We start from the raw sequence: 24,283 nt of genomic DNA, 5'->3' as shown, positions 1-24,283 counted from the left end.
TCAAGTTGAATACTCAGGTCCGGCTAGGGAAGCAACGAGACACGATGGCCGGGGGCCACGACTACAGACAACTCAAGCGCGATACCGAGCCCGATAGCGTCGCGACCCTGTTCCTCTGGGTGAAGGGCGCGGCCATCGGCGCGTTCGCGTTCATCGTCGGCCTCAGCCTCGTCCACTTTCTCGTGAAGATGCGCTACTACGGCGAGGCCGCCCTGGCGGTCACCGAGTTCGGCCGCTGGCGGGTCTCCTCGTGGGTGTACTACAACGCTCATCTGGTCCCGACGGATGGCGTCACGTTCGGCCCAGCGGAAGCCTTCGCGGAGGGAGGCAACACGCTGGGACTGCTGGCGGCGGCGAACAGCCGGCTCCTTGGCCTCTACCTGCTTCCGCCGGCACTGCTCGTCGTCGCAGGATACGTCACGGCGAAGCGCCGCCCGAAGAACACCTCGTGGGTACGGGCCGGCCTGGCCGTGTTCGTCGGCTACTTCTTCGTCGCCGTGGTGTTCATGCTGGTGTCGACCCTGCAGGCTCCAACCGGGGTCCCCGGACTGGAATCCCTCGGGACCCAGGAGGTCGGGCCGAACCCCTGGTTCGCCATCGCGTTCGCCGCCATCGCGTACCCGGCGTTCTTCGGCATGCTGGGCGCGACCATCGGCCGGCGAGCACCGTGGCGACGGCGCGGGAAGGACCGCCAGCAGAAACACCGGACGTAGGCGAGAACTCGCGCGCCGACCTCACCCGAGTGGTTCGAAGTACACCGCCACGAGCAACGCGGCCAGGAAGACGTAACAGCCCCTGACCAGCAGCATCGTCGCGAGTTCCTCGGTCCCGCGGTAGGCGAAGTACGCGACGGGGACGAAGACGACGACGGCGAGGGCGGCCGAGGGTGGGAAGATGCCGAAGGCGGCGAACGCGAGGACGCCGAGCAGGCCGAAGCCCATGATGCTGAAGGCGGCCCGCCGGGCACCCTCGCGCCCCAGGATGACCGCGACGGTCCGCTTCTCGATGGACCGGTCGTAGTCGTAGTCCTGAGCGTCGTCGACGACCTTGACGCCCGAGAGCAAGACCAGAAAGACGGCGGCGAAGGCGAGTGCGACGGTGGTGAGCGTCCCGGTCTGGACGTAGAATCCCCCGAGGATGGCGAGTGCGATACCCAGTGGGTACCCCGTCGTGGTCGTGACCGGGTTGGTGTCGAGCTGGGGCGCGTGGTGGTAGCCGATGAGCCACCCCGGGAGGGTCAGGGCCGCAGCCCAGGGGCCGACCACGAGCCAGAGCGCGCCCAGCATGCCGGCGAAGCCCAGGCTCGACCCGAGGAGGGCGAGCCGGCACCCGCGGGCCGTCAGCGGATGGTCGTCGTCCTCGCCACGGACGTAGAAGTCGACGTAGCCGTCCTTGACGTGGGCGGTGTAGACAGCGAGGAAGATGGCGGTCATGTGGAGCGCGCCCAGCAGTGGGTCGAACTCACCGGCGAGGATGCTCCCGAACCAGGACGCCGCGATGGGCGGGAGCATGAACACGGGGTGCACCTGCGAGGCGAGTGCCTGCGCATCTGCTCGGAGACCAGACCCGTGACGGGAGAACGTCATATGGTACCGATTCGCGCGAAGATGACATAACTTCGGTGGGTGAGAACCCCCGGAGAGAGCCGACCCGACCGGTGGATATCGGGCCACGTCCCCGGTTCGTGGTCAGTTCGTCTCGTCGACGAACGCGTCGAGCAGCTTGCGCTCGCCCGCCCGGAGGTGCTCGTGGAGGGTCGGCGCGGCGATGTCCATCGCCTCGGCGACCTCCTCGGCCGTGCTGTCACGGGGCCACTCGTAGTAGCCGGCCGCGTACGCCGTTTCGAGCGCGGTCTGCTGGCGGTCGGTGAGCTTGTCCGAGAGACCCTGCTTGAACGCCTCGGTGGACTGCACGGAGCGTTCGACCTCGCGCTTCGAGAGCACGGAGATCTCCTGGAAGGCCGACTGGACGGCCGCGACGATGGCCTTCAGGTCGGCGTCGGGAGCGACCTCGGCGACGATGCGACCCTCGCCGTCCTCGACCCGGAACGTGTTCACGGTCGCGCCGACGTCCGAGAGCGTCTCGATGGCCGCGCTCGTCACCGAGAGTTCGAACAGCGACTCCCCGCCCTCGGTGACGAGTCGAACGTGGTCGACCGCATCGTGGTCCGCCGCGCGTTCGAGGACCTCGTCGGCGTCGGCGTCTTCCACCTCGACGAAACAGGTCAGCCCGACCTCGTCGGTCGAGGCCACCCCGCGGAGCGTGAACGTCCCACCGGTATCGCGAGAGAGCGCCACGAAGGGGTCTGCGGTGTCGGCGTGGCGGAACTCCAGTTCGGCGATTGTGTCCGCCAGGAGGAGCTTACGCTGCTCGACGGCGTTGATGCCGTTCCCGATGTGGTCGCCCAGGTCGACGAACACCGACAGCTCGTGGTCGGTGAACACGTGGGACTCGACCGTGTAGACGAGCAGCGCGCCGTAGGACTTCTCCCGGTAGGCGAGCGGGACGACGACGGCCGCGGTCTCGCTGGCCTCGACGGTGTCCTCGAAGACGGCCTCGCCGTGGGACTCGGCGATGGAGGAGACCACCTGTGGCTTGCCGGACTCGACGGCCTCGGCGACACACTCCTGCAGCTGCCCGTCGGGGTCGGCGTCCACGTTGTCGGTCAGGCCGCCGGCCGTACTCCGTGTCTGGATGCCACGGCTGTGGTCGTTGTACTCGGCGATCCACGCCGCGCAGTAGCTCTCGGTCCGGACGAGCGCCTCGCACACCTCAGACTCGATGGTCTCGCGCGTCGAGGCTTCGACCAGCGTCCGGTCGATGCTCCGGATGACCCGGTTCACGTGGACGAGACGGTCGAGCTGTTGTTCGCGACGCTCGATCTCCGCCTCGTGGTCCTCGTAGGCCTCCGAGAGCTCGTCGCGGAGGTCCCCGAGGACGCCCGCGTCGCGGAGGTTCTCCTCGTCACGCGAGGAGAGGGCGGACTCGGTCGCCTCCAGCGCGAAGTACTCGCGGACGTCCTCCGAGAAGGAGTCCCGGGCGAGGAGTTCCTCGGCGGCGTCGAGGACGTCTTCCTCGGCCACGGGCTTGACGAGGTACTCGTCGAAGGGCATGTCCACGATGTCGGTGTCGGGGGCGACCGCGGTCATCATCGCCACCGGACAGTCGTGGCCGCGTTCGCGGAGTTCGTCCAGGACTTCGTCCCCGGAGAGTCGAGGCATCCGCCGGTCGAGCAGGACCAGGTCCACCTGCTCCTCGTCGACCACGTCCAGTGCGTCCTCGCCACCGTATGCGGTTCGAACGCGGTAGCCCTCACCTTCGAGCCAGTATCGACAGGTGTCTGCGAGGTCCTGGTCGTCGTCGACGACGAGGACGGTGGGGGTCGACCGCTGTGTGTCCGACTCCGCGGACAACTCTGTAGCCATTGGTACCCTTATAGGAGATAGAACGGCAAAGGCGATGCGCCCTAACTGTGTAGGGTCGGGGTGTCTCGCGTTACCGAACCGCTTCCGTGGCCTCGCGCATGATGTCGAGTGCCTCCTCCAGTTCCTCGGTGCTCGTCGCGTACGAGAGACGAGCGTAACCCGCGCCGTGCTCGCCGAACGCATCACCGGGGACGACGACGACGCCGCGCTCGATGACCTCGTCCACCCAGCCCTCGGGGACCTTCGGCATCACGTAGAACGCGCCGGTCGGCGTCGGCACCTCGAGGCCCATGTCCTCGAGTCCGGAGACGACGAGGTCACGCCGCTCCTCGAACGTCTCGACCATCTCCTCGACGACGGTCTGGTCGCCCGAGAGCGCGGCTTCGGCGGCGTACTGCGCCGGAGCCGAGGCGCACGCCTGCACGTACTGGTGGACGCGGAGCATGCGCTCGATGCGGCGCGTCGAGCCCGTGACCCACCCGAGCCGCCAGCCGGTCATCGAGTACGTCTTGGAACACGCGGAGACGACGACGACGTTGTCGGACTCGGCGAACTCGATGGGCGAGCGGTGTTCACCCTCGAAGACGATGTGTTCGTACACCTCGTCGGAGATGCAGAGCACGTCGTGCTCGTCCGCGATGCGGGCGAACTCGCGCATGTCCTCCTCGGACTGGACCGCGCCGGTTGGGTTGCCGGGACTGTTCACGATGAACGCCGCGGTGTCGTCGGTGATGTTCTCCTCGACGGTCGCGGGGTCGAGGGTGAGGTCCTCGCGGAGCGGGACCGGCTTCGGTTCACCCGACGCGATGCGGGTGAGGGCGTCGTAGGCGACGAAGCCGGGGTCGGGGAAGATGACCTCCTGGCCGGGGTCGACGTGGGCCTCCATGGCGAGGTGGAGCGCCTCGGAGCCGCCGGCGGTCGCGATGATGTCCTCCGGGTCGACCTCCATCCCGCGGTCCTCGGCGTAGCGGCCACTGATGGCCTCGCGGAGCGACTCCGTCCCCTTGTTCGACGTGTAGGCGTCGGCGCTGCCGTCCTCGATGGCCGCGATGGCCCCCTCCTTGGCGTGTTCGGGCGTCGGGAAGTCCGGCTGGCCCAGGCCGAGGTTGATGGCGTCCTCGCCTGCGGCTTCGAAGACCTTCCGGATACCACTGATGCTGACCTGCTCGATGCGGTCTGAGAACTCCGTCATACCATAGACCGCGCAGGGCGACCGGATAACTCTTGATGTGAGGCGTGTTCCCACATGGTTCACGCATGGGGCGGCGATGGCAAGACTCGCTGCTATCTATGAGGCATACTCTGGGAGCGCGACGGCCGAGCTGGGCCGAAATCGCCCGACAGCACCGACTAACGTCGGGGTTACTCGTGCGAACTGGCTCTCGGAGGTAGTTACCGTGGCCTCTGCCGAATTAAGCCTGGACCGTCAACGCCTGGGAAATGAGTAGTTTCGACGGTTCGCAGCTCTCGCGGCGACGGTTCGTACAGGCGGCAGCAGGCACCGGCATCGCAGGGCTCGCCGGCTGTGTCGGTGGGCTCACCGGCGGCAGCGGCGGTGACGACCCTCTCAACGTCGCGTACATGCCCATCTACCCCGACATGCAGCACTTCGTGATGGACCAGGAGGGGTACTACGACGACCTGTCGGCACCGGTCGAGGCAGAAATGTTCAGCGACGGCCCCAGCATCGTGCAGGCGTTCGCGAAGGGCGACTACGACGTGGCACTGTTCGGCGTCGTCCCGGCGATGATCATCGTCGACAAGACCGGCTTCGCGAAGGTGACCGGCGCGAACATCGAGGAAGCGATGCTCATCATGGCCAGCGACGAGTTCGCGGCGCTCTACGACGAGCACGGGGCGGACGCGTTCGCGAAGTTCGAGGTACAGAAGGGCCGGAAGTTCACCTTCGGCACCTTCCCGCCGGGGTCGGTTCCGGACATCCTGCTGCGCTACTGGCTCGACAGCGAACTCGGGCTCGACCCAGAGAGCGACGTGAACATCAAGTCCCTCGGCGGGGCCGGGCCGGTCCGCCAGGCGCTCGTCGCGGGCAAGGTAGACGGGACGAGCATCATGGAACCGGTGCCGACCATCGTCCAGTCCAAAGACGCCGGCTACCAGAACATCGCGTGGGCGGGCGACTTCATGTCCGGGCAACCCGCCGCCGTCACGATGATGCACGACCGGCTCCGGAACGAGCGCCCGGAACTCGCGAAGGACTTCCTCCGCCAGCACCGGAAGGCGACCGAGTTCATCAACGCGAACCCCGACAAGGCGGCCGAGGACGCGGCCAGCGTCATCGGGAAGGACGTGCTGCCGGTCGACATCGCCCAGCAGGCCATGGAGTCCAAGGGTGCGAACTTCATCTCGGACCCGCACCGCATCGAGGGTGGCGCGAAGATATTCGCGGACTACGCCAGCCGCCTCGGCAAGACCGAACAGAAGCTGGGCGTCTCGGACATCTTCGATTACTCCCTCTACGACGAGGTCGCCAACGAATGAGCACCGAAACCGCCGACGCATCGACGACGACCACCGAGGAGCGTGACGGCACAGCCAGTGAGGTGGCTGATCTCCGGGACCGCATCGACACGCGACGCCTCGGAGCGGGTGCCGCCGGGACGCTCGCGTTCCTCGTCCTCTGGCAGGTCGTCGCGATGCCACTCAAGCCGTTCATCCTCCCGACGCCGGTCGAGGTCGGCGGTGCGCTCTACGGGCAGCTCACCACGGACGCGACCTACACGTTGCCGTTCACGAGCAGCGACGTGTCGCTGCCGAAGCTGTTCGTCCGGCTGTTCCAGAGCCTCCAGCACTACCTGCCAGGGCTGGTCATCGGGTCGACGCTGGGGACCACGACCGGCATCGCGATGGGCTGGTTCACGCTGGTCGACGACGCGCTGACGCCCGTGACCCGCATCCTCCGGCCCATCCCGCCGCTGGCGTGGATCGCCTTCGCCATCATCTGGTTCGGGACGGGCCACACGGGCGCGACGTTCATCGTCGCCATCGGCGCGTTCTGGATTACGTTCTACAACGCCTACAGCGGCGTCGAGGCGGTCCCGCAGGACCTCAAGGAGGTCGCTGCGAGCCTCGGCGTCAACGACGACCTCACCATGATTCGGAAGGTGGTCGTGCCGAGCGCCATGCCCGAGATATTCACGGGTATCCGGACGAGCATCGGCCAGTGCTGGATGATCGTCGTGGCCGCCGAGTTGGTCGGCCCGCCGGGCGTCGGCGAGCAGATTCTCATCGCCGCCCAGAACCTCGCGCTCGACGTGAGCGTGGCGTACATGCTGGTCATCAGCGCGGTGTTCCTGGTGAGCGACGCCGCCTTCCGCAAGGTCCAGCAGGAGGTGTTAGCATGGCGAGCGTGAACGAGGCAGTGGACGACGAATCGGACACCACCGCGACCGTCTCGGTCGACGACATCGGGAAGCGCTACGAGACGGGGCGACAGGACGTCCAGGCCATCGCCGACGTGTCCTTCGAGGTCGAAGACGGCGAATTCGTCTGCATCGTCGGCCCATCCGGCTGTGGCAAGACCACGCTCTTCCGCATCATCGCGGGGCTGGAAGCCCCGACCTCGGGCGGCGTGTTCCTCGGCGGCGACCGCGTCGAGGGCCCCGGCACCGACCGCGGGATGGTGTTCCAGGAGTACGGGCTGTTCCCGTGGCGCTCCGTCGCCGAGAACGTCGCGTTCGGGTTGGAACAGCAAGCGGTCTCCGAGGCCGAGCGCGAGGCGCGCGTCGCCGAGATGCTCGACCTCGTCGGCCTCTCGGAGTTCGCGGACGCCTACCCCAAAGAGCTCTCGGGTGGGATGAAACAGCGCGTCGGCATCGCCCGCGCGCTCGCGGTCGACCCCGAGATACTGCTGATGGACGAACCGTTCGGCAGCGTCGACGCCCAGACGCGGAACATGCTCCACGACGAACTGCTGGAGGTGTGGGCGGAGACCGAGAAGACGGTCCTGTTCGTCACGCACGACGTGGAAGAAGCGGTGAAACTCGCAGACCGCATCGTGGTCCTCAGCGAGGGACCCGGCAGCGTCCGAGAGATAGTCGACGTCGACCTCGCACGGCCCCGCAGCCGGACCGACGAGGCGTTCGTCGAGCACGCCGAACACGTGCTCGACCTGCTGCACTGACGGCTCGCGCCGCCCGCCCGTCCTCGCTTACTGGTACATCCGGAGCGGCTGTGCCTGCGAACTCTCCTCCTCTTTCGCTTCCTCCATCCGCCTGGCCAGCCGTTCCTTCTGCTCGCGGATCTCCTCGGCCCGTTCGACCAGTTCCGAGATGTCGACGTCGACGCCCGTGAGCTTGCAGATGCCGTCCTCGATGAGGACGCGTGCGGCTTCCGGGTCGGGGAACTTCGGGTCGGACTCGACGACCAGGCCGACGCTGTCGAGCCCGGTCTCGACCGCCCGGTTGAGCAACGCCCCGGTCGGGCCACTGACGACCCCGTTCTCTGACGGGAGTGGGATGTCCGTCTCGTCCAGCATCGCCACACCGCCCGCGGTGCCGACCCCGTAGATGGCCGGCTTGCCATCGGTCTTCGCGGGTAACCCGCTGAGGTAGATGGGCGTCAGGCCTGCGCTCTCGACCCAGCCCGTCATGCAGGCGGAGAACTCACTGATGGCCTCCGCGTCGACCGGGACGTCGCTCTGGAGGGCGGCGAGCCCGGTCTCCTCGTCCGCGTAGATGCGGACCGGTGGTTCCAGCTCGCGCTGGTCCTCGTGGTAGATGCCGATTCGGGCGAGCCCTTCGCAGTGACACGTCCCATACAGTTCCATGTCGAAGGTCTCGATGAGGTGGTCGGTGGCGATCTTCCCGACCAGCCCGACACCCGGGAGCCCTTCGATGAGGAACGCACCCTCGAGGTCCATGTCCGACCGTCGCTTGACGTGTGCCATAGTTCACAGGAGACGCCGACGCGATTAAAAAGCACCCCCCGCTTCGAAAGCGACAAACCCCCCTCGCACGAACCCGGCGGCATGGAGCCGTTCGAACGGTATCGAGACATCGTCGACGATTTCGAGGCGTTCCTGGCCGCGTGCGAACGGCCGTTACCGATGGCGGTCCGGGTGAACACCCTGAAGACCACCACAGAGCGCGTCACGAGAGCCTTCGACGAGGCGGGCATCGGATACGAACAGGCCGACTGGCACCCTCACGTGCTGACCCTCGACACGGAGAAACCGGGGTCGACGTGGCCGGGGTTCCACGGCTGGACCACCGGACAGGAGGAGGTGTCGGCCATCCCGCCGACCGTCCTCGACCCGCAGCCGGGCGACCGGGTGTTCGACACCTGCGCCGCCCCGGGGTCGAAGACCACGCAACTCGCCGCCGAGATGGAGGACGAGGGAACCCTCGTCGCGAACGACAACAACCTCGGCCGCCTCTCCGCACTGCGGTTCAACTGCGAGCGCCTGGGCGTGACGAACGTCGTCGTGACGAACCAGGACGCGAGGAACTTCTCGCTGAAACCGTTCGACGGCACGGAGTTCGACCGCGTGCTCGTCGACGCGCCCTGCTCGTGTGAGGGGACCATCCGCAAGAATCCCGACGCGCTCGACAACTGGAACATGGGCCACGTCACCTCGGTCGCGGGCATCCAGAAGGGCATCCTGAAGCGCGCCCTGCAGGTGACCCGCGAGGGCGGCACCGTCGTCTACTCGACGTGTACCTTCGCGCCCGAAGAGAACGAGGCCGTGCTCGACCACGTGCTCGCCGAGGAGGACTGCCGCGTCGTGGACTACGACCTCGCGCTCGACCACGTTCCCGGCATCACCGAATGGGAGGGCGAGGAGTACGACCCACAGGTCGCGAAGGCCAAGCGCGTCTACCCGCATCACAACGACACGGGCGGGTTCTTCACCGCGAAACTGGAGGTGACGGCATGAGCGACGAGACGAACAAGGGGTACCGGTTCGACCGCCTCCCGGAAACCGAAGACGAGCGTGCGGTCGAGGGGCGCGCCACCCGGGAGGAGGTCGTCGACTGGTGGGAAGAGCGGTTCGGCATCCCACCGGAGACCTTCGCGGACCACACGTTCTACGAGAAGGGCAAGGGCAAGATATGGGCCTTCGCCGGGGAGGTGCCCGACCACATCGAGGTCGAGGGCGTCGGCATGACGTTCCTGCGCACCCGCCAGGAGCACTGGAAGCCGACCACGGACGCCGTCCAGCGTTTCGGGAAACTCGCGACCAAGAACGTCATCGACCTCACCGAGGACGAAGCCCGCCGGTTCGCCGACGGCGAGGACCAGGAGCTCGACTACGACGGCGACTGGGGCTACGTCATCGCTGCCCACGAACTCGCGGGGGAGCGCGAACCGCTCGGCGTCGGGCTCTTCCTCTACGGAGAACTGCGGTCCGTGGTCCCCAAGGGCCGACAGCGCGACGTGTAATCCCCTCGTTTTCTGAGGTATTCGAAATCGCACCACCAGCACCGTGAGACATCGCTACGTTGCTACTTGCTAACACATATCGTCGTTTCCGACCTATAGAGAGCAGACGCCGGACGACCGGCGTCGGGGAGTACACCAATGCCAACGTTAGACATCGCTCGACAGAAGGACGCCGTCGTAACAGCCACCGCCGACACACCGGTCGGCGACATCGCCAAGACGATGGCGAACAAGTCGGTCGGGTCCGTCGTCATCCACCAGAACGAGGAACCCATCGGCATCGTCACGGACCGGGACATCGCCGTGAAAGTCGTCGCCGAGGGCAAGGACCCGAAGACGACGACGGCCAACGACGTGATGGAGAAGAACATCGTCAGCGTCGATGCCAACACCGGCGTCCGTGAACTCTGTGCGAAGATGAAAGAGCACAGCGTCCGCCGGATGCCCGTCACCGAGAACGGGAAACTCGCCGGGTTCGTCACGCTCGACGACCTCGTCGTGCTCATCGACCAGGAGATGACCGACCTCTCCGAGGTCATCAAGACGGAGTCACCGCCGTACTAGGGTTCAAACGCGAGCGGGCAGCAATGCCCGCCGTGACCTGATCATCGCCCCGTGGCGGCCAGCGGTTGCACGGCACACCGCCACGGGACCACCACAGCAGTGCCGTCTGTTCGCTCTATCCACCCACCTGCCGTTCTGTCGGACCGGACCGACATTTCAGTCCGTCCTGTGGAGGGTCCCACCACTCAAACCCTCCCACTCGACGCGATACCCGAGTCGCGAGAGCACCGCGCTCGTCTCGCCGATGCCGTGGTCTGCCAGCACTGCTTCGGCCTCGTCCAGGGACAGTCCGGCCGTGAGATTCGCGCGGACCGTCTCCAGCACCGGGGGTCGGATGAGGGTCCGTCCGACGCGCTCGTGTGCCGGGAACGCCTTGTCTTCGACCACGTCTTCGCTAACGCCCAGTTCCGCCGCGAGCGACGCCAGCGTCACCACGTCCTCGTCGGGTTCGAGCTCGTCGGGCAGCGCGGCCGCGCTGGCAGCGACCAGCTCGTCCTCGTACCGCCGGAGCGCGTCGCGGACGTCCTTCACCCGGATTCGGCCGCCGGAGTAGGGAATCGCTCGATGGTCGAGGGACTCGATAGCCTCGCCGACGCCCAGCGACTCGTCGACCGCGACGAGCATCTCGACCTCCTCGAGGTCGCTCAGCTGGGAGAGCTTCTTCCCGACGTACTCCGGCGTCCAGAAGCCCATCACCTCGAAGTAGACGCGGAACTCGTCGCCGGTGTCCCCGCCAGTGGGTGCCCAGTCGAACGCGAAGTCCGGGATCATCACCCTCGTTCCGGTCGCGAGCGGTTCCGGCTCCCGGACGAGGTCCCAGTCGAGGTCGAGCGACGCGAACCGGGCAGCGAAATCGGCCTCTACATCGCTGTCGTAGCTCACTTCGGCGACGGGGTCGCTCCCCGGCACGCGAACCGGGTCGTCGTCCGAGAGCACCAGCTGGCGCTCGGTGCCGCGGTCGTCGATGGTCGCGGAGAGCCGCCAGTCGTCGGTCTTCGCGACGGTCCGCAACAGCCGAGCGAACCGCGTCCCGTAGCGCCGCGAGTTCCGGAACAGACTGTCCGGGCCGGTCACGACGACCTCCCGGCCGTCGGGCGTCTGCTCGATCTCGTACATCAGGCGCAACCGTTTGACCGCCGAGATGAGCGCCTTGGGGTCGGACGACCGAACCCGGACCGTTGTCGCGTCGAACAGCGCCGTCTGCGCCAGCGAGAGGTTGTACTGGGCCACCAGCTCTGTGGGAGTCCAGCGCGCGTCGACCGCCGTGACGAGTTGCTCGTCCGGGAGGTCAGCGTACAGCGACCCGGCGACCGCATCGGGGCTCGTCCCGAGCGAGGAGGCGGCCTGGGCCATGGCCGTCTCCCGCTCCGAGTCGGTGACCACGCCCACCTCCTCGGCCGCAGTGAAGGCGGCTCGACGCGCGCGCTCCGGCGGAATCGGCGCGCTGGTCTCGACGGTGGCCTCGCGCTCGACCAGCTTCGCGAACCCCCGGACGAGCTTGAAATCAGCCTCCTCCCCTTCGAGGTCGGTCAGCGCGTCCTGCAGGTCGCCGTAGGTCTCACCGACGTGGCCCTGGAACACGCCGAGGACGCGGGCAGCGACCGCTTCGGCGTCGTCGCCGACGAAGCGGGGCTGGTAGCCACCACCGGCGCGCGAGACCCGAAGCAGGTCCTTGGTCAGCATGGCTCAACGTCCGGGCGCGGCCCGCAAAAACCTGTCACTCGGGCCCCGTGGCGAGGCACAAGGGTTTCGTCCCCCCACTGCGAACCCAGCGCCGATGCAGCGCCGCGTCTTCTGTGCCGCCGTCGGAAGCACCCTCGCGGGACTCGCCGGCTGTACGGGCCGGCTCCCGGGCGACCAGCCGGGGGCAGAACACACCCCGCCAGGCAGCGAGGGGTACGAGGAGCCGACGGAAGACCGGTCGACGCCAACCGGCACGCAGGCCGTCGCACCGGGCGTCGAGGTCGGGTTCGAGTTCCCCACCGCAGCGGAGGGGTTCGTGGTCGACGTGGTGGTGACCAATGCCGGGACGCAGGCAGTGGACGCCGTGTTGGTTCTCGTCTGGTCCAAGGACGACGCGGTCGAGCGTCGGCGACGACGGGTCCAGCAGGCCCCCGGCGAGGAACAGCGCTACACCTTCGAGTTCGAGGCGGCCGGCGACCTCTCGGTCGACTGGGAACGCCCGTGAGGTCCCGCGGGGGTCACCCGCGGCGACGGTCGGCGACCCGCGTCTCCGCCGTCTCTTTGCTGATTATCTCGTAGAGGAGCGCCCGCCCGCCGTCCGCTTTCGGGCGGAGGATTCTGCCCAATCGCTGTGTGAACTCGCGCTCGCTCCCCGTCCCGGAGAGGATGACCGCGACGTTCGCGTCGGGGACGTCCACTCCTTCGTCGAGGACGTTCGACGTGACGACCCGGGAGTACCGGCCGTCACGGAACCGGTCGAGGATGTCGCGGCGCTCTTCGGTTCCAGTGTGGTGCGTGATGACCGGAACGAGGAAGCGCTCGGAGATGTCGTAGGCGAGGTCGTTGTGCGCCGTAAAGAGGATGACCCGGTCGTCGCGGTGTCTGTCGAGGACGTCGGCGAGCGCCTGGAGTTTCGCCTCGCTTCCCATCATGATGCGCTTTGCCTCCTGCTTGGCGAGCAGTGCGTTTCGCGCCTCGGGGTCGGTGCCCGAGCGCTTGACCAGTTCCTGGTAGTCGCTCCCGCTGCGTAGCTGGATGTTGCTGTGGGCGAGGTAGTCGGTGAAGACACCCTGTTTCTCCTCGTAGCGCTCGCGTTCGTCGGGTGTGAGCTCGACCCGGAGTCGTTTCACGTCGTAGTCGGCGAGGTGGTCACCGGCGAGGTCCGCGACCGAAAGCTGGTGGACGAGCGGCCCGACGAGCTCCTCGATGGCCTCGTGGGCACCGTCGGGGCGCTCGAACGTCGCAGTGAGGCCCAGCCGGTACGGCGCGGCGAAGAGGTGGCCGATGTCTCGGTAGCCTTGGCCCCCGAGGTGGTGGACCTCGTCGAAGACGAGCAGTTCGAACCTGTCACCGATGTCGTCGGCCCGGAGGTACGCCGAGTCGTACGTGGACACGGTGAGCGGTTCGATTCGCTGTTCGCCGCCCCCGAGCTGCCCGATTGGCTGGTCGAACTCCGTAGCGAGTTCGGTCCGCCACTGGTCGACGAGGTCGAGCGTCGGCACCACGACCAGCGTCGGCGTTGCGCACTCCTCGATGGCTGCGATGGCGATCACGGTCTTCCCACTCCCCGTGGGGAGTTCGAGGCAGCCACGACGCGAGAGTCCCGTGTCGGCTGATTCACCTGCCCACGCCGCCAGCGCCTCGTGCTGGTAGTCCCGAAGCTCGTACGTCGAGGTGAGGTCGCCGACTGCGGGAAGGTGGAGCACCTCGTCACGATACTCGATGCCGTGCTGGTCGAGGTCGTTGACGAGTTCCGCGTACGCTGCCCCCGGAACCCGGCCGGTCCCACTTCGGTCGTCCGTGATCACGCCCGGGAGGGGCTGGGAGCCGTCGCTCTCGACCCGGATTGTCCCGTTCTCGTACCGGAGCGTGACCGTCATCGGTCGGAGGTTGCCACGCGGGCGGTATAAGACGTACGTTGGGGAGTACCCGGTCACCATCTCCGACCGGCTGGCGGTGCCCATCGTCGTCGTACCTGAACCCTTTTGGTGTCTGGCGGGTTTTGTTCCGCACATGGACGAAGACGAGGACACGGAGACGCCGCCCTCCGAGGCGACGGAGGCAGGCGAAGACGCTCCAGAGGATGCGGAGTCGGCCCCCGTCGACGCTCCCGAGGCGGCGGGTGACGCCGAGGCGGAGACAGCGGACACAGCCGCATCCGACGGCGAGGCGGACGACGACACCGAGGACGAGTTCGAGTGGACCGACTCCGCGGCTCCCGAGACGGATGCCGAACCGGTCGGCGAGACCCAGGTCGGCGACGACCTCGTCGACCGCATCACGGCCCTCGACGACGAGCTTGGCTCCGAGGTGGAGACGATAATCCAGCGAGCGTTCGAGCTGAAGGACGAAGCCGAGACCCTCCGCGAGACCGTGGACGAACTCGAGGCCGAGCGCGACGAGCTTCGCGAGGAACGCGAGGACCTCAAGCAGCGCCTGGTCCGCAAGCAGGCCGACTTCAAGAACTACAAGGAGCGCTCGAAGAAGAAGCAAGAGCAGATTCAAGAGCGTGCGACCGAGGACCTCGTCGAGCGAATCGTCCCGGTCCGGGACAACCTGGTCCGCGCCCTCGACCAGGACGAGGGTGCCGACATCCGTGACGGTATCCAGGCGACGCTCCGTGAGTTCGACCGCGTCCTCGAGGACGAGAACGTCGAGGAGGTCTCGCCGGAGCCTGGCACGGAAGTCGACCCCCAGCGCCACGAGGTGATGGTCCGAGTGGACAGCGACAAACCAGACGGCTCCATCGTCGACGTCTACCGGCCGGGGTACGAGATGGGCGGGAAGGTCATCCAGACCGCTCAGGTCACCGTGAGCAACGGTTCCGACTACGAGGGCGAGGAGGAAGCGGTCCCGCTCGGCGGCGAGGTCGAAGAGGGGAGCCCCGAAACGGCTGACTCGACGGCCTCCGACGGTGGCGAGGTCGGCGACGCTGCCGAGCAGCCACAGCCGGGCGACGGGGAGTCCGGTGAAACTGTCGGCGAGAAGGACTGAAGATTTCTCTCAACGAGACTAAACGTTATCGAAGAAATCGTGAAAATTGGGCCGTAGCGCCGTTTTATAGCCTTTTGACACCTTTAATTCGTCAGATAGTTAGGTAAAGCAAGTTTTAAACCTTCAAGGGAGGTATAATCCTGTAACATGGCGAGCAACAAGATTCTCGGTATCGACCTCGGGACGACGAACTCCGCCTTCGCCGTGATGGAAGGTGGCGACCCCGAGATTATCGTGAACAGCGAAGGTAACCGGACGACTCCCTCCGTCGTCGCGTTTACCGAAGACGGTGAGCGACTCGTCGGTAAACCGGCCAAGAACCAGGCCATCCAGAACCCCGAGCGCACCATCGCGTCCATCAAGCGCCACATGGGCGACGACTACGCGGTCGATATCGATGGCGAGGACTACACGCCTGAGCAGATCTCCGCGATGATTCTCCAGAAGCTCAAGCGTGACGCCGAGGAGTACCTCGGTGAGGACGTCGAGAAGGCCGTCATCACGGTGCCCGCCTACTTCAGCGACCGCCAGCGCCAGGCGACCAAGGACGCCGGCGAGATCGCCGGCTTCGAGGTCGAGCGCATCATCAACGAGCCGACCGCCGCCGCGATGGCGTACGGGCTCGACGACGACTCCGACCAGACCATCCTCGTGTACGACCTGGGTGGTGGCACGTTCGACGTTTCCATCCTCGACCTGGGTGGCGGCGTGTACGAGGTCGTCGCCACGAACGGGGACAACGACCTCGGTGGCGACGACTGGGACGAGGCCATCATCGACTGGCTCGCCGATGAGTTCGAGGACGACCACGGCATCGACCTCCGCGACGACCGGCAGGCGCTCCAGCGCCTCAAGGACGCCGCAGAGGAGGCCAAGATCGAGCTCTCCTCGCGCAAGGAGACCGAGATCAACCTGCCGTTCATCACGGCGACCGACGACGGCCCCATCCACCTCGAGAAGAGCCTGACCCGTGCGAAGTTCGAGAACCTGACCCAGGACCTCATCGAGCGCACGGTCGCTCCGACGGAGCAGGCCCTCGAGGACGCCGAGTACGAGATGGACGACATCGACGAGGTGCTCCTCGTCGGTGGCTCCACGCGCATGCCGCAGGTCCTCGACAAGGTCGAGGAGATGATCGGCAGCGAGCCGAAGAAGAACGTCAACCCCGACGAGGCCGTCGCGCTGGGCGCGGCCATCCAGGGTGGTGTGCTGGGCGGCGAGGTCGACGACATCGTCCTCCTCGACGTCACGCCGCTCTCGCTCGGTATCGAGGTCAAGGGTGGCCTCTTCGAGCGCCTCATCGAGAAGAACACGACCATCCCGACCGAGGAGTCGAAGATCTTCACGACCGCCGCGGACAACCAGACGTCCGTCCAGGTCCGCGTCTTCCAGGGTGAGCGCGAGATGGCTCAGGACAACGAGCTGCTCGGCGAGTTCCACCTCACCGGCATCCCGCCGGCACCGGCAGGCACGCCCCAGATCGAGGTCACCTTCAGCATCGACGAGAACGGTATCGTGAACGTCTCCGCCGAGGACAAGGGCTCGGGCAACCGCGAGGACATCACCATCGAAGGCGGTGCCGGCCTCTCGGACGCCGAGGTCAAGCGGATGCAGGAGGAAGCCGAAGAGCACGCCGAGGAGGACCGCCAGCGCCGTGAGCGCATCGAGGCGAAGAACAGCGCCGAGGCGACGCTCCAGCGCGCCGAGACCATCCTCGAGGAGAACGAGGAGAACGTCGACGACGACCTCCGCGACGCCATCGAGGCCGAGATGGAGAACGTCGAAGAGGTCGTCGCGGACTCCGAGTCCACGAAGGAGGACATCGAGGAGGCCACCAAGGCTCTCTCGACGGAGCTTCAGGAGATCGGCAAGCAGATGTACGACCAGGAGGCCGCAGCCCAGGGCGGTGGCATGGGTGGCGGCATGGGCGGCGACATGGGTGGTGCGGCACCCGGCGGTGACGACGACGAGTTCGTCGACGCCGACTTCGAGGACGTCGACGAGAAGGACGAGAAGGACGAGTAACGCCGCCCGACCCGGCGCTCGCTAGCGGTTCACCGACTCGCCGACCAAACCCGTTCTTTTCAAGTGGTTCAATCTGCTATCGACTGGTAACGAATGAGCGAGGACTTCTACGACGCCCTCGGCGTGAGCAGGGACGCGTCCGAGGACGAGATCAAGCAGGCCTACCGAAAGAAGGCCGCCGAGTATCACCCCGACGTCTCCGACGCGGAGGACGCCGAAGAGAAGTTCAAGCAGGTGAAGAAGGCCAAGGAGGTCCTCACCGACGAGGAGAAACGCCAGGCCTACGACCAGATGGGCCACGACCGCTTCAAGGAGGCCGAGAAGCGCGGCGGCTTCGACGGTCGTGGCGGCATGGGCGGTGGTGCCGGCGGCTTCGGCGGCGGCGGTGGTCCCTTCGGCGGCGGCGCCGGCGGCATGGGCGACATCAACGACATCTTCGAGCAGTTCTTCGGTGGCGGTGGCCAGCGCGGGCAGGGCCAGCGCGACCGGGGTCCCCGCCCGGGCCGCGACCTCCGGACGCGGACCACGCTCGACCTCGAGGACGTGTATCACGGCATCGAGAAACAGGTGACCATCACCCGGCCCGAGCACTGTGACACCTGCGAGGGTCACGGGCACCCGCCCGAGGCCGACTCCGAGACCTGTGCGAACTGTAACGGGCAGGGTCGGGTGACGAAGGTCCAGCAGACGCCACTCGGCCGCGTCCAGCAGACCCAGGCTTGCCGCCAGTGTGAGGGCGAGGGCGAGATATACGACGAGACCTGTGACGACTGTCGCGGGCGCGGCATCGTCGAGGCGGAGACGACGCTGACCGTCGAGATTCCCGCCGGTATCCGCGACGGCCAGTCGGTCCGCCTCGGCGGCGAGGGCGCACCGGGCGACCCCGGCGCGCCGAAGGGTGACCTCCTCATCGAGGTCTCCGTCGACCAGAGCGGCGACTTCGAACGCGACGGTGACGACCTGTACTACCGCCTGCCCATCTCGTTCCCGCAGGCCGTGTTCGGCGACACCATCGAGATAGAGACGTTCGGTGGGTCGGTCGAGATAGACATCGACGAGGGCACCCAGAGCGGTGAGACCATCCGCATCCGCGGTGAGGGGATGCCCCGGCTCCGCCGCAGCGGCCACGGCGACCTCTACGTGCAGGTGCAGGTCGTGACGCCCGACAGCCTCAACGAGGAACAGCGCGAGGCGCTGGAGGCGTTCGCTGAAGCTGGCGGGGAAGAGGTCGAAGTGAAGAAGGGCTTCTGGAAGAAGATCAAGAACTCGTTCTAGTCGTCGGCTTCCGGCGCATCGGCGTGCTCCGGCGGCGACTGTCCCTGCTGGACTGCCCCGGCGGTCGGCTCTGCAGTCCGTTGCTGGTACCGGTCGTGCCCGTCGTACGTCTCCATGAGTTCGAACACCTTCTCGCGAACCTTGTGCGGATTGTCGGTGTTCTCGAAGTCGATGTAGCCGATACTCCGGTTGGTCCCCGCCGCGAGGAACGACACGTCGCCGAAGCCGAGCATCGCCTGCAGTCGGCCACGGCGGAGTTCGACGCCACGGACCTTCGAGATGGGGAGTTCGCGCGATTTCTCGCTGTAGAGCAGGTCGTACTCGCGGCGGATGGAGTCGCGCGTGAGGACGTACTCCGTCCGCCGGAGTACGAGGAACTGGATGGTCAGTCGGATCAGTCCGATGACCGTCAGGAGGATGATGACCCACCCGGCGATACCCCCGTAGCCCTGTTCGCCGAGGGCCTCCTTGTTCGTGAGGAAGTACAGGCCGAGGCCGGTCCCGACGACCGCGAGCACCCCGATGTATATCAGGACGAGTTTGGTCGTCGGGGTGACCCGCATGACGGCGTCCGAGCCGAGCCCCTGTTCACGTGCCGATGCGACGTTGGTATGTGTATCTCCTGCCATGTTAGACTGCTCCGTAGGTGTTCGCGAGGATGATTCCGACGACGTACAGCGCCGGAGCGGCACCGACGGCACCGATGACGAGCAGTGCCGTCACTCGCGACGTGCCGTGGTTCAGGCGAGCGCCGAGGTACAGCGAGTAGAGGTAGTACAGCAGCGAGAGCACGAGCCCGGCGATGACGAGCTGGCCCTCCTGCGTGACGTTCGTGATGAGTATCTGTTCGGGTCGGCCCTGTGGTAGCTCGAGGTTCGACCCGAGCGTGTCGATGAAGAAGTAGAAGAACGCCTTCTGGACGTTGATGACCAGGTCGTCTGCGACCTGGATGGACGGACTCGTCGAGAGGTGCATCACGAGCGTGAAGATAGCCGCCAGGTACGCACTCGTCGTGTAGACGACGGTGTGCATGGTCTGGAGGATACCCCGCGAGCTCAACAGCAACGCGACAGCCGCGTGGTAGTTGACGAGCGTGATGATGAGCGCGACCGTGATGAACGAGCAGTTCTCGATGAGGGCGGTCCAGAACTGCCACAGTGGCGTCGGTTCGGCGAGCAAGGCGAACATCGAGTTCGCGAACCACTCCGGCGCTGGCTGGCTCTTCTGGATACCGACGCCGGCCAGCGTGAGCGGAATCGCGTACATCAGCAGGTTCACGATATAGACGACGACCAGCCGGTTCACCTCGACGAGGGTTCCGACCCGGGACTGGGTGTACGAACTCGTCCGCGCCTGCACGAAGTCCGATGGCCTGAAAATAGCCTGGTATAGTTCGCGTACGATACCGGTTGTAATCCGTCGTGACATAGGCCCCTATACAGGCCAGTTGCAGAACGGATACTAAACTGTACTGGCCCCGATATAAACTATTCCGGACATCTCGCGCGCGAACGGTTATCAGCTTCCCCGACGTATCAATTACATGCAATTCTCGGAGACGCTCCAGGCGACCGTAGAGAACCTGCGCGACAGCGCCCACGTCCGGACGGTGTACGGCGACCCGGTCGAGCACGGCGACAGGACCGTCGTCCCGGTGGCGCGCGTGGCCTACGGGTACGGCGGCGGGTTCGGGTCGGGCGACGGCACAGAAGGCAGCGGAAGCGGCGGTGGGTACGGCGGTGGCGTGGTCTCGACTCCGGTCGGCGCGCTCGACATCTCGGACGGCGAGACCCGGTTCGTCCGGTTCGACGAGCGTCGGAACGTGGCGCGCGGGGTACTCGCCGGCCTCGTCGTGGGGGCCGTCCTCGCCGGGACGGTGCTCGCCCGGGTCGGAAGCGGTCGACGGGCCGCGGACGACGAGACGACCGAATCACGAGACGGGGACGACTCCGTCCTCCACGTCGACATCGAGTAAACGGGGCGTTTTTGCCGAGGTGAACCGAAGCGTGGCGTATGGAGACGCTCGCCGACGTGCTCGCCCGTGACCGCCGGAGCGACGCCCCTGCCCTGTACGCGACCGGGGCGGGCGTCCAGCGCTACGACTACCGTCGGTTCCTGACGACGGCCTGGAAGGCCGGGAACTTCATGCACCACCACGGGGTCCGGACCGGCTCGACCGTTGCGGTCGTCACGGAGCCCCGCGCCCAGCCCGTCCTCGCCTTCCTCGGCGCGTCACTGCTCGGCGCACAGACCCGGTTCGACCCGCCCGCGTCGGTCGACGCGAAGCTCCTCGTCGGGCCGACCGCGGCCCTCGACGACTACGACCTGCCGGCCGGGACCCAGCGTATCGGGTACGTGGACGACCCCGAGAACCCGGCGTACTGGTACTGGGAGGGCGGCGTGTGGAGCGAGAATCCGACGATGCCGCCGGAGCCGTGTCACCCCGCCGATGGAATCCTCTGGGCCGACGAGCGGGTGTACTCGCATGCAGACCTGCTCGCGGGTGCTCGCAGGGCGAAGGAGGCGCTCTCGCTGACGGGCGAGGAGCGCGTCGCGGTTCGGACGCCACTGTCGGACCCGCGGACGGTCACTGCTGGCGTCCTCGCGCCGCTCCTGGTCGGTGCCGAGATACTGTTCCCCGACGAGGAGACGGCTGGCGACGTGGCTGTCGCTGCAGGAGATGCACCCGAGGCGACGGTGCTGTCGCTGGACGACGTGTCGCTGTAGAACGTTGCTAGCCCGCCTCACCGACGGAATTCGAACCGGGCGCCCCCGCTTTCTGGGTCCTCAGACACACCGACCGTCCAGCCGTGGGCGTCGGCGATTCGCTTGACGATAGCGAGGCCGAACCCCGTGCCATCGTCGCTGGTCGTGTACCCCGCATCGAAGACGTGTTCGCGCTCGGTCAGGGGGATGCCGGGACCGTCGTCGGCGACGAAGAACCCGCCGCCCTGGAGGTTGCCGACGACGACGTGCGTCGTCGGGCCGCCGTGGTCGAGCGCGTTCCGGAACAGGTTCTCGAACAGCGTCCGAAGGCGTGCCGGGTCGGCCGTGACCACCCCCGTGACCGACACGTCGACGGTGCCGGCTCTCGTGTCGGTGGTCCCCCAGGCGTCACGCGCAGCCTGTAAGATGTCGACCGGTTCGAGCGCCGTGACCTCCTCGCTGTTCCGGGCGAGCGTCAACACGTCTTCGATTATCGCTTCCATGCGACTGTGGGCCCGGTCGACCGCCTGGAAGTACTTCTCGTCCCCGGTCTCGTGGGCGAGGTGCATGTTGAGGTCCGCCACCGTCAGTGGGTTGCGAAGGTCGTGGGTCACCACGCCAGCGAACTCGTCGAGGCGTTCGTTGGCCCGTTCCAGTTCGCGCGCCCGCTGCTCCATCCGGTCCTCGTAGATGCCGACGAGTAGCCCGCCGCCCTCGCCGATGATGGTCGCGAGCATGACGTCGATGATGACGAGCTGGCCGAGGAAGGAGGTGTTCAGCTCGAGGACGTTCTCGAAGAGGAGCTGGGCCATGTCGGGACCGACCAGGGAGAGCGCGAGGAGCAGGATGATGCCGACCGTCCCGAAGCCGGCGACAGCCGCACCGAGCAGTGCCCGCCGGGTCAGTTTCCAGACACGGGCAGGCTCCATGTCGCTTCGCGCGACGCGATAGCCAGTCGCGACGATCCAGAGGCCGACGAGGGACGGCAGGAGTGCGATGAGTACATCGAAGAGACCGGCGTCCTGTTCGATGGCGTAGCTACCGATGGAGAATACGATCGCGATCGTGCCGATGCTGACGAGCGACCACCGCTTCAGTTCCGCGCCCGGACCCTGTGTCTTTCTGGACGTTCCGTCCACGGAGTGTGTAGGCTCCGCGGACGTTTAACCTGCTACGTGTGTCAGCGCGCGTCTTCGAGGTTCTCGAGCGCCTCGGGGTTCTCGATGCTGGACATGTCACCGAGCTCTTCGCCCTTGTAGGTCGCACCGATGGCACGCCGGATTATCTTCCCGGACTGGGTCTTCGGGAACTCGTCGACGAACAGGACCTCCCGCGGGCGGAACGGCTTGCCGAGTTCCTCGCCGACCTGTGCGCGAAGTTCGTCCTTGAGGTCGTCGGTCTCCGCGACGCCGTCCTCGAGGATGACGTAGGCGATGACGGCGGTACCGGTCGTGTCGTCGGGCGCACCGACCGCCGCGGCCTGGTTCACTGCCTCGTGGTCGATGAGCGCGCCCTCGACCTCCGCGGGGCCGACCTTCCGACCGGCCACGTTGAGGGCGTCGTCGGCGCGGCCGTGAAGGAACCAGAAGCCGTCCTCGTCCTTCTGGGCCCAGTCGCCGTGGTCCCACATCGGCGGGTCCTCGAAGGAGGACCAGTACTCCTCGAGGTAGCGTTCGTCGCCCGACCAGAGGCTCTTGGTCATGCTCGGACAGGAGTCACGGGCGACGAGGAAGCCGCGCTCGTGGGTGTCCGCGATGGACTCGCCCGCGGAGTTCACGATGTCGATGTCCATCCCGAGGCCCGGCCCGCCGAGGGTGCAGGGCTTGAGGTCGTTGATGGGCATCGGCATGAGGAAGCAGCCACAGATCTCGGTGCCGCCGGAGATGTTGATGATGGGTGCCTCGCCGCGGCCGACCTCGTCGATGAACCACTGCCAGGACTCGGGGTCCCACGGTTCCCCGGTCGAGCCGAGGATGCGGAGGCTGGAGAGGTCGTGGCCCTCGAGCCACTCGTCGCCGTGCTTGCGCAGGGCGCGAATCGCGGTCGGCGAGATGCCGAACTGGGTGAGCTTGTGGCGGTCGACCATCTCCCAGAACCGGTCGGGCTCGGGGTGGTCCGGCGCGCCCTCGTACATGAACATCGTGTTCCCGAAGCTGTGGTTCCCGATGAGCGTCCACGGGCCCATCATCCAGCCGATGTCGCTAACCCAGAAGAACCGATCGGCGGGCTTCAGGTCGAAGCCGAAGTAGAGTTCTTTCGCGCACTGCATCTGCACGCCAGCGTGGGTGTGGACGATACCCTTCGGGGTGCCCGTCGTCCCCGAGGAGTACAGCAGCATGGACTCCTGGCTGGCGTCGAGTTCCTTCGTCTCGTAGTCGTCGTCCTGCGTCTCGACCGCCTCGTCCCACGTCTCGTCGCGGTCGGCGTCCCAGGGAAGCTCCTCGCCCGGTTCGTGGCCGAGGCGCTGGAAGGTGACGGTGTGCTCGACGTAGCCGGCCTCCTCGATGGCCTCGTCCGCGGCACCCTTGAGCGTGATCTCGCCGCCGCGGCGGTAGAACCCGTCACCGGTGAACAGCACCGAGCACTCCGAGTCCGCGATGCGGGTCGCGGTCGCGTCGACCCCGAAGCCCGAGAAGATGGGTACCGCGATGGCCCCGACCTTGAAACAGCCGTAGAGGATGGAGATGACCTCGGGCACCATCGGCATGTACAGCCCGACCGTGTCGCCCGTCTCGATGCCGGTCGATTCGAGGTAGTTCGCGACCTTGTTCGCCTGCCGGTGGAGTTCGTGGTACGTGACCTCGCGCACGTCGCCCGGTTCGCCCTCCCAGATGCAGGCGACCGAGTTCCGTGTCGGCTCGTCGACCTCGGCCCAGCGGTCGAGCGTGTTGTGGGCGATGTTTATCTTCCCGCCGGGGTACCAGTCCGTGAACTGGGGCCCGTCGCTGTCGTCTCGCACTGAGTCGTACGACTCGTAGAACTCGATGTCGAGGTAGTCGACCAGTTCGTCCCAGAACCAGTCGACCCCGCTCTCGTCGACCCCCTCGACCTCCTGCGTGGTTCGCTCGATGAGTTCGTCGTAGTCGGCGATATCGTGGTCCTGCATGAACGCCCAGACGTTCGTCGACTCGACGAACTCGCGGGACGGTTCGAACGCCACCTCGGATACGTCTTCCAGGGATTCCATCTCGTCCGAAAAAACTCGTGGG

At 66.7% G+C, this 24,283-nt stretch carries 23 protein-coding genes; 13 read left to right on the top strand and 10 right to left on the bottom strand.

Annotation, left to right across the window (positions count from 1 at the left end; translation table 11 throughout):
• Positions 1-44: 44 nt before the first annotated feature.
• Positions 45-713: a hypothetical protein gene (locus N6C22_RS08310; protein WP_261650637.1), complete on the top strand. Its 669-nt coding sequence runs from the start codon at positions 45-47 to the stop codon at positions 711-713.
• Between the two features lie 21 nt (positions 714-734).
• Here N6C22_RS08310 and N6C22_RS08305 read toward each other — a convergent pair whose 3' ends face one another.
• The 3 genes from N6C22_RS08305 to N6C22_RS08295 form a co-directional block, all read right to left on the bottom strand.
• The gene (locus N6C22_RS08305) at positions 735-1,586 is read right to left on the bottom strand and encodes a UbiA family prenyltransferase (RefSeq protein WP_261650636.1); all 852 of its coding nucleotides are present in this window, start codon (positions 1,584-1,586) and stop codon (positions 735-737) included.
• A 102-nt stretch (positions 1,587-1,688) separates the two neighbouring features.
• Positions 1,689-3,425, bottom strand: coding sequence for a bacterio-opsin activator domain-containing protein (locus N6C22_RS08300; protein WP_261650635.1), 1,737 nt, complete (start codon positions 3,423-3,425; stop codon positions 1,689-1,691).
• 70 nt (positions 3,426-3,495) lie between these two features.
• Entirely contained in the window at positions 3,496-4,617 is a 1,122-nt protein-coding gene (locus N6C22_RS08295; protein WP_261650634.1) for a pyridoxal phosphate-dependent aminotransferase, read from the bottom strand.
• Between the two features lie 248 nt (positions 4,618-4,865).
• On the opposite strand from N6C22_RS08295, the gene N6C22_RS08290 reads away from it, so the two are divergent.
• The 3 genes from N6C22_RS08290 to N6C22_RS08280 are packed head-to-tail and all read left to right on the top strand — an operon-like array spanning position 4,866 to position 7,566.
• Positions 4,866-5,924: an ABC transporter substrate-binding protein gene (locus N6C22_RS08290; RefSeq protein ID WP_261650633.1), complete on the top strand. Its 1,059-nt coding sequence runs from the start codon at positions 4,866-4,868 to the stop codon at positions 5,922-5,924.
• Positions 5,921-6,796, top strand: a complete 876-nt coding sequence (locus tag N6C22_RS08285) for an ABC transporter permease (RefSeq protein WP_261650632.1) — start codon at positions 5,921-5,923, stop codon at positions 6,794-6,796. Before N6C22_RS08290 ends, N6C22_RS08285 begins: the two co-directional genes overlap by 4 nt.
• A complete protein-coding gene (locus N6C22_RS08280) occupies positions 6,784-7,566 on the top strand; it encodes an ABC transporter ATP-binding protein (protein ID WP_261650631.1) in 783 nt (260 codons plus the stop codon). The genes N6C22_RS08285 and N6C22_RS08280 overlap by 13 nt, the downstream gene beginning before the upstream one ends.
• Before the next feature lie 27 nt (positions 7,567-7,593).
• Here N6C22_RS08280 and N6C22_RS08275 read toward each other — a convergent pair whose 3' ends face one another.
• Positions 7,594-8,331, bottom strand: a complete 738-nt coding sequence (locus N6C22_RS08275) for a proteasome assembly chaperone family protein (protein WP_261650630.1) — start codon at positions 8,329-8,331, stop codon at positions 7,594-7,596.
• An 81-nt stretch (positions 8,332-8,412) separates the two neighbouring features.
• Here N6C22_RS08275 and N6C22_RS08270 point away from each other — a divergent pair, with 81 nt between their 5' ends.
• The 3 genes from N6C22_RS08270 (at position 8,413) to N6C22_RS08260 (ending at position 10,391) form a co-directional block, all read left to right on the top strand.
• Entirely contained in the window at positions 8,413-9,321 is a 909-nt protein-coding gene (locus N6C22_RS08270; protein WP_261650629.1) for an RsmB/NOP family class I SAM-dependent RNA methyltransferase, read from the top strand.
• The gene (locus N6C22_RS08265; RefSeq protein WP_261650628.1) at positions 9,318-9,827 is read left to right on the top strand and encodes a hypothetical protein; all 510 of its coding nucleotides are present in this window, start codon (positions 9,318-9,320) and stop codon (positions 9,825-9,827) included. Before N6C22_RS08270 ends, N6C22_RS08265 begins: the two co-directional genes overlap by 4 nt.
• A 138-nt stretch (positions 9,828-9,965) precedes the next feature.
• Positions 9,966-10,391 (top strand): CBS domain-containing protein, encoded by a 426-nt coding sequence (locus N6C22_RS08260; protein WP_261650627.1) that lies wholly within the window; start codon positions 9,966-9,968, stop codon positions 10,389-10,391.
• Positions 10,392-10,547: 156 nt separating this feature from the next.
• Here the strand turns inward: N6C22_RS08260 and N6C22_RS08255 are convergent, their stop codons facing one another.
• The gene (locus tag N6C22_RS08255; RefSeq protein WP_261650626.1) at positions 10,548-12,074 is read right to left on the bottom strand and encodes a DUF790 family protein; all 1,527 of its coding nucleotides are present in this window, start codon (positions 12,072-12,074) and stop codon (positions 10,548-10,550) included.
• 94 nt (positions 12,075-12,168) lie between these two features.
• Between N6C22_RS08255 and N6C22_RS08250 the strand changes: the two genes are divergently transcribed.
• Positions 12,169-12,579 carry a hypothetical protein gene (locus N6C22_RS08250; RefSeq protein WP_261650625.1) on the top strand — a complete coding sequence of 137 codons (411 nt, stop codon included), beginning with the start codon at positions 12,169-12,171 and terminating at the stop codon, positions 12,577-12,579.
• A gap of 13 nt (positions 12,580-12,592) precedes the next feature.
• Here N6C22_RS08250 and N6C22_RS08245 read toward each other — a convergent pair whose 3' ends face one another.
• Complete coding sequence (locus N6C22_RS08245) at positions 12,593-13,954, bottom strand: DEAD/DEAH box helicase family protein (protein ID WP_261650624.1); 1,362 nt, start codon at positions 13,952-13,954, stop codon at positions 12,593-12,595.
• 133 nt (positions 13,955-14,087) lie between these two features.
• On the opposite strand from N6C22_RS08245, the gene N6C22_RS08240 reads away from it, so the two are divergent.
• From N6C22_RS08240 to dnaJ, 3 genes are all read left to right on the top strand, one after another.
• Positions 14,088-15,068: a nucleotide exchange factor GrpE gene (locus N6C22_RS08240; RefSeq protein WP_369684397.1), complete on the top strand. Its 981-nt coding sequence runs from the start codon at positions 14,088-14,090 to the stop codon at positions 15,066-15,068.
• Between the two features lie 147 nt (positions 15,069-15,215).
• Positions 15,216-17,093: a molecular chaperone DnaK gene (gene dnaK, locus N6C22_RS08235; RefSeq protein ID WP_261650623.1), complete on the top strand. Its 1,878-nt coding sequence runs from the start codon at positions 15,216-15,218 to the stop codon at positions 17,091-17,093.
• 93 nt (positions 17,094-17,186) lie between these two features.
• Positions 17,187-18,368, top strand: a complete 1,182-nt coding sequence (dnaJ, locus tag N6C22_RS08230) for a molecular chaperone DnaJ (protein ID WP_261650622.1) — start codon at positions 17,187-17,189, stop codon at positions 18,366-18,368.
• Here dnaJ and N6C22_RS08225 read toward each other — a convergent pair.
• The gene (locus tag N6C22_RS08225; protein ID WP_261650621.1) at positions 18,365-18,997 is read right to left on the bottom strand and encodes a PH domain-containing protein; all 633 of its coding nucleotides are present in this window, start codon (positions 18,995-18,997) and stop codon (positions 18,365-18,367) included. The genes dnaJ and N6C22_RS08225 overlap by 4 nt on opposite strands.
• Before the next feature lies 1 nt (position 18,998).
• Positions 18,999-19,727, bottom strand: coding sequence for a hypothetical protein (locus tag N6C22_RS08220; protein ID WP_261650620.1), 729 nt, complete (start codon positions 19,725-19,727; stop codon positions 18,999-19,001).
• 184 nt (positions 19,728-19,911) lie between these two features.
• Between N6C22_RS08220 and N6C22_RS08215 the strand changes: the two genes are divergently transcribed.
• Together N6C22_RS08215 and N6C22_RS08210 are read left to right on the top strand one after the other, a co-directional pair.
• Positions 19,912-20,343: a GerW family sporulation protein gene (locus tag N6C22_RS08215; protein WP_261650619.1), complete on the top strand. Its 432-nt coding sequence runs from the start codon at positions 19,912-19,914 to the stop codon at positions 20,341-20,343.
• A gap of 38 nt (positions 20,344-20,381) precedes the next feature.
• Positions 20,382-21,095 (top strand): long-chain fatty acid--CoA ligase, encoded by a 714-nt coding sequence (locus tag N6C22_RS08210; protein WP_261650618.1) that lies wholly within the window; start codon positions 20,382-20,384, stop codon positions 21,093-21,095.
• A 17-nt stretch (positions 21,096-21,112) separates the two neighbouring features.
• Here the strand turns inward: N6C22_RS08210 and N6C22_RS21145 are convergent, their stop codons facing one another.
• Positions 21,113-22,213: a HAMP domain-containing sensor histidine kinase gene (locus tag N6C22_RS21145; RefSeq protein WP_261650617.1), complete on the bottom strand. Its 1,101-nt coding sequence runs from the start codon at positions 22,211-22,213 to the stop codon at positions 21,113-21,115.
• A 41-nt stretch (positions 22,214-22,254) separates the two neighbouring features.
• Entirely contained in the window at positions 22,255-24,261 is a 2,007-nt protein-coding gene (locus N6C22_RS08200; RefSeq protein WP_261650616.1) for an AMP-binding protein, read from the bottom strand.
• Positions 24,262-24,283: the final 22 nt, after the last annotated feature.

It is taken from the genome of Haloarchaeobius sp. HME9146 (genome assembly GCF_025399835.1).
GTDB lineage: Archaea > Halobacteriota > Halobacteria > Halobacteriales > Natrialbaceae > Haloarchaeobius.
This window is presented reverse-complemented; position numbering and strand designations above follow the sequence as displayed.

Coding starts and splice junctions, on each gene's coding strand:
- N6C22_RS08295 (WP_261650634.1), bottom strand. CDS start 4,617: ATGACGGAGTTCTCAGACCGCATCGAGCAGGTCAGCATCAGTGGTATC.
- N6C22_RS08255 (WP_261650626.1), bottom strand. CDS start 12,074: ATGCTGACCAAGGACCTGCTTCGGGTCTCGCGCGCCGGTGGTGGCTAC.
- N6C22_RS08225 (WP_261650621.1), bottom strand. CDS start 18,997: ATGGCAGGAGATACACATACCAACGTCGCATCGGCACGTGAACAGGGG.
- N6C22_RS08215 (WP_261650619.1), top strand. CDS start 19,912: ATGCAATTCTCGGAGACGCTCCAGGCGACCGTAGAGAACCTGCGCGAC.
- N6C22_RS08305 (WP_261650636.1), bottom strand. CDS start 1,586: ATGACGTTCTCCCGTCACGGGTCTGGTCTCCGAGCAGATGCGCAGGCA.
- N6C22_RS08210 (WP_261650618.1), top strand. CDS start 20,382: ATGGAGACGCTCGCCGACGTGCTCGCCCGTGACCGCCGGAGCGACGCC.
- N6C22_RS08260 (WP_261650627.1), top strand. CDS start 9,966: ATGCCAACGTTAGACATCGCTCGACAGAAGGACGCCGTCGTAACAGCC.
- N6C22_RS08275 (WP_261650630.1), bottom strand. CDS start 8,331: ATGGCACACGTCAAGCGACGGTCGGACATGGACCTCGAGGGTGCGTTC.
- N6C22_RS08285 (WP_261650632.1), top strand. CDS start 5,921: ATGAGCACCGAAACCGCCGACGCATCGACGACGACCACCGAGGAGCGT.
- N6C22_RS08280 (WP_261650631.1), top strand. CDS start 6,784: ATGGCGAGCGTGAACGAGGCAGTGGACGACGAATCGGACACCACCGCG.
- N6C22_RS08240 (WP_369684397.1), top strand. CDS start 14,088: ATGGACGAAGACGAGGACACGGAGACGCCGCCCTCCGAGGCGACGGAG.
- N6C22_RS08265 (WP_261650628.1), top strand. CDS start 9,318: ATGAGCGACGAGACGAACAAGGGGTACCGGTTCGACCGCCTCCCGGAA.
- N6C22_RS08270 (WP_261650629.1), top strand. CDS start 8,413: ATGGAGCCGTTCGAACGGTATCGAGACATCGTCGACGATTTCGAGGCG.
- N6C22_RS08310 (WP_261650637.1), top strand. CDS start 45: ATGGCCGGGGGCCACGACTACAGACAACTCAAGCGCGATACCGAGCCC.
- N6C22_RS08290 (WP_261650633.1), top strand. CDS start 4,866: ATGAGTAGTTTCGACGGTTCGCAGCTCTCGCGGCGACGGTTCGTACAG.
- N6C22_RS08250 (WP_261650625.1), top strand. CDS start 12,169: ATGCAGCGCCGCGTCTTCTGTGCCGCCGTCGGAAGCACCCTCGCGGGA.
- dnaJ (WP_261650622.1), top strand. CDS start 17,187: ATGAGCGAGGACTTCTACGACGCCCTCGGCGTGAGCAGGGACGCGTCC.
- N6C22_RS08245 (WP_261650624.1), bottom strand. CDS start 13,954: ATGACGGTCACGCTCCGGTACGAGAACGGGACAATCCGGGTCGAGAGC.
- dnaK (WP_261650623.1), top strand. CDS start 15,216: ATGGCGAGCAACAAGATTCTCGGTATCGACCTCGGGACGACGAACTCC.
- N6C22_RS08200 (WP_261650616.1), bottom strand. CDS start 24,261: ATGGAATCCCTGGAAGACGTATCCGAGGTGGCGTTCGAACCGTCCCGC.
- N6C22_RS08300 (WP_261650635.1), bottom strand. CDS start 3,425: ATGGCTACAGAGTTGTCCGCGGAGTCGGACACACAGCGGTCGACCCCC.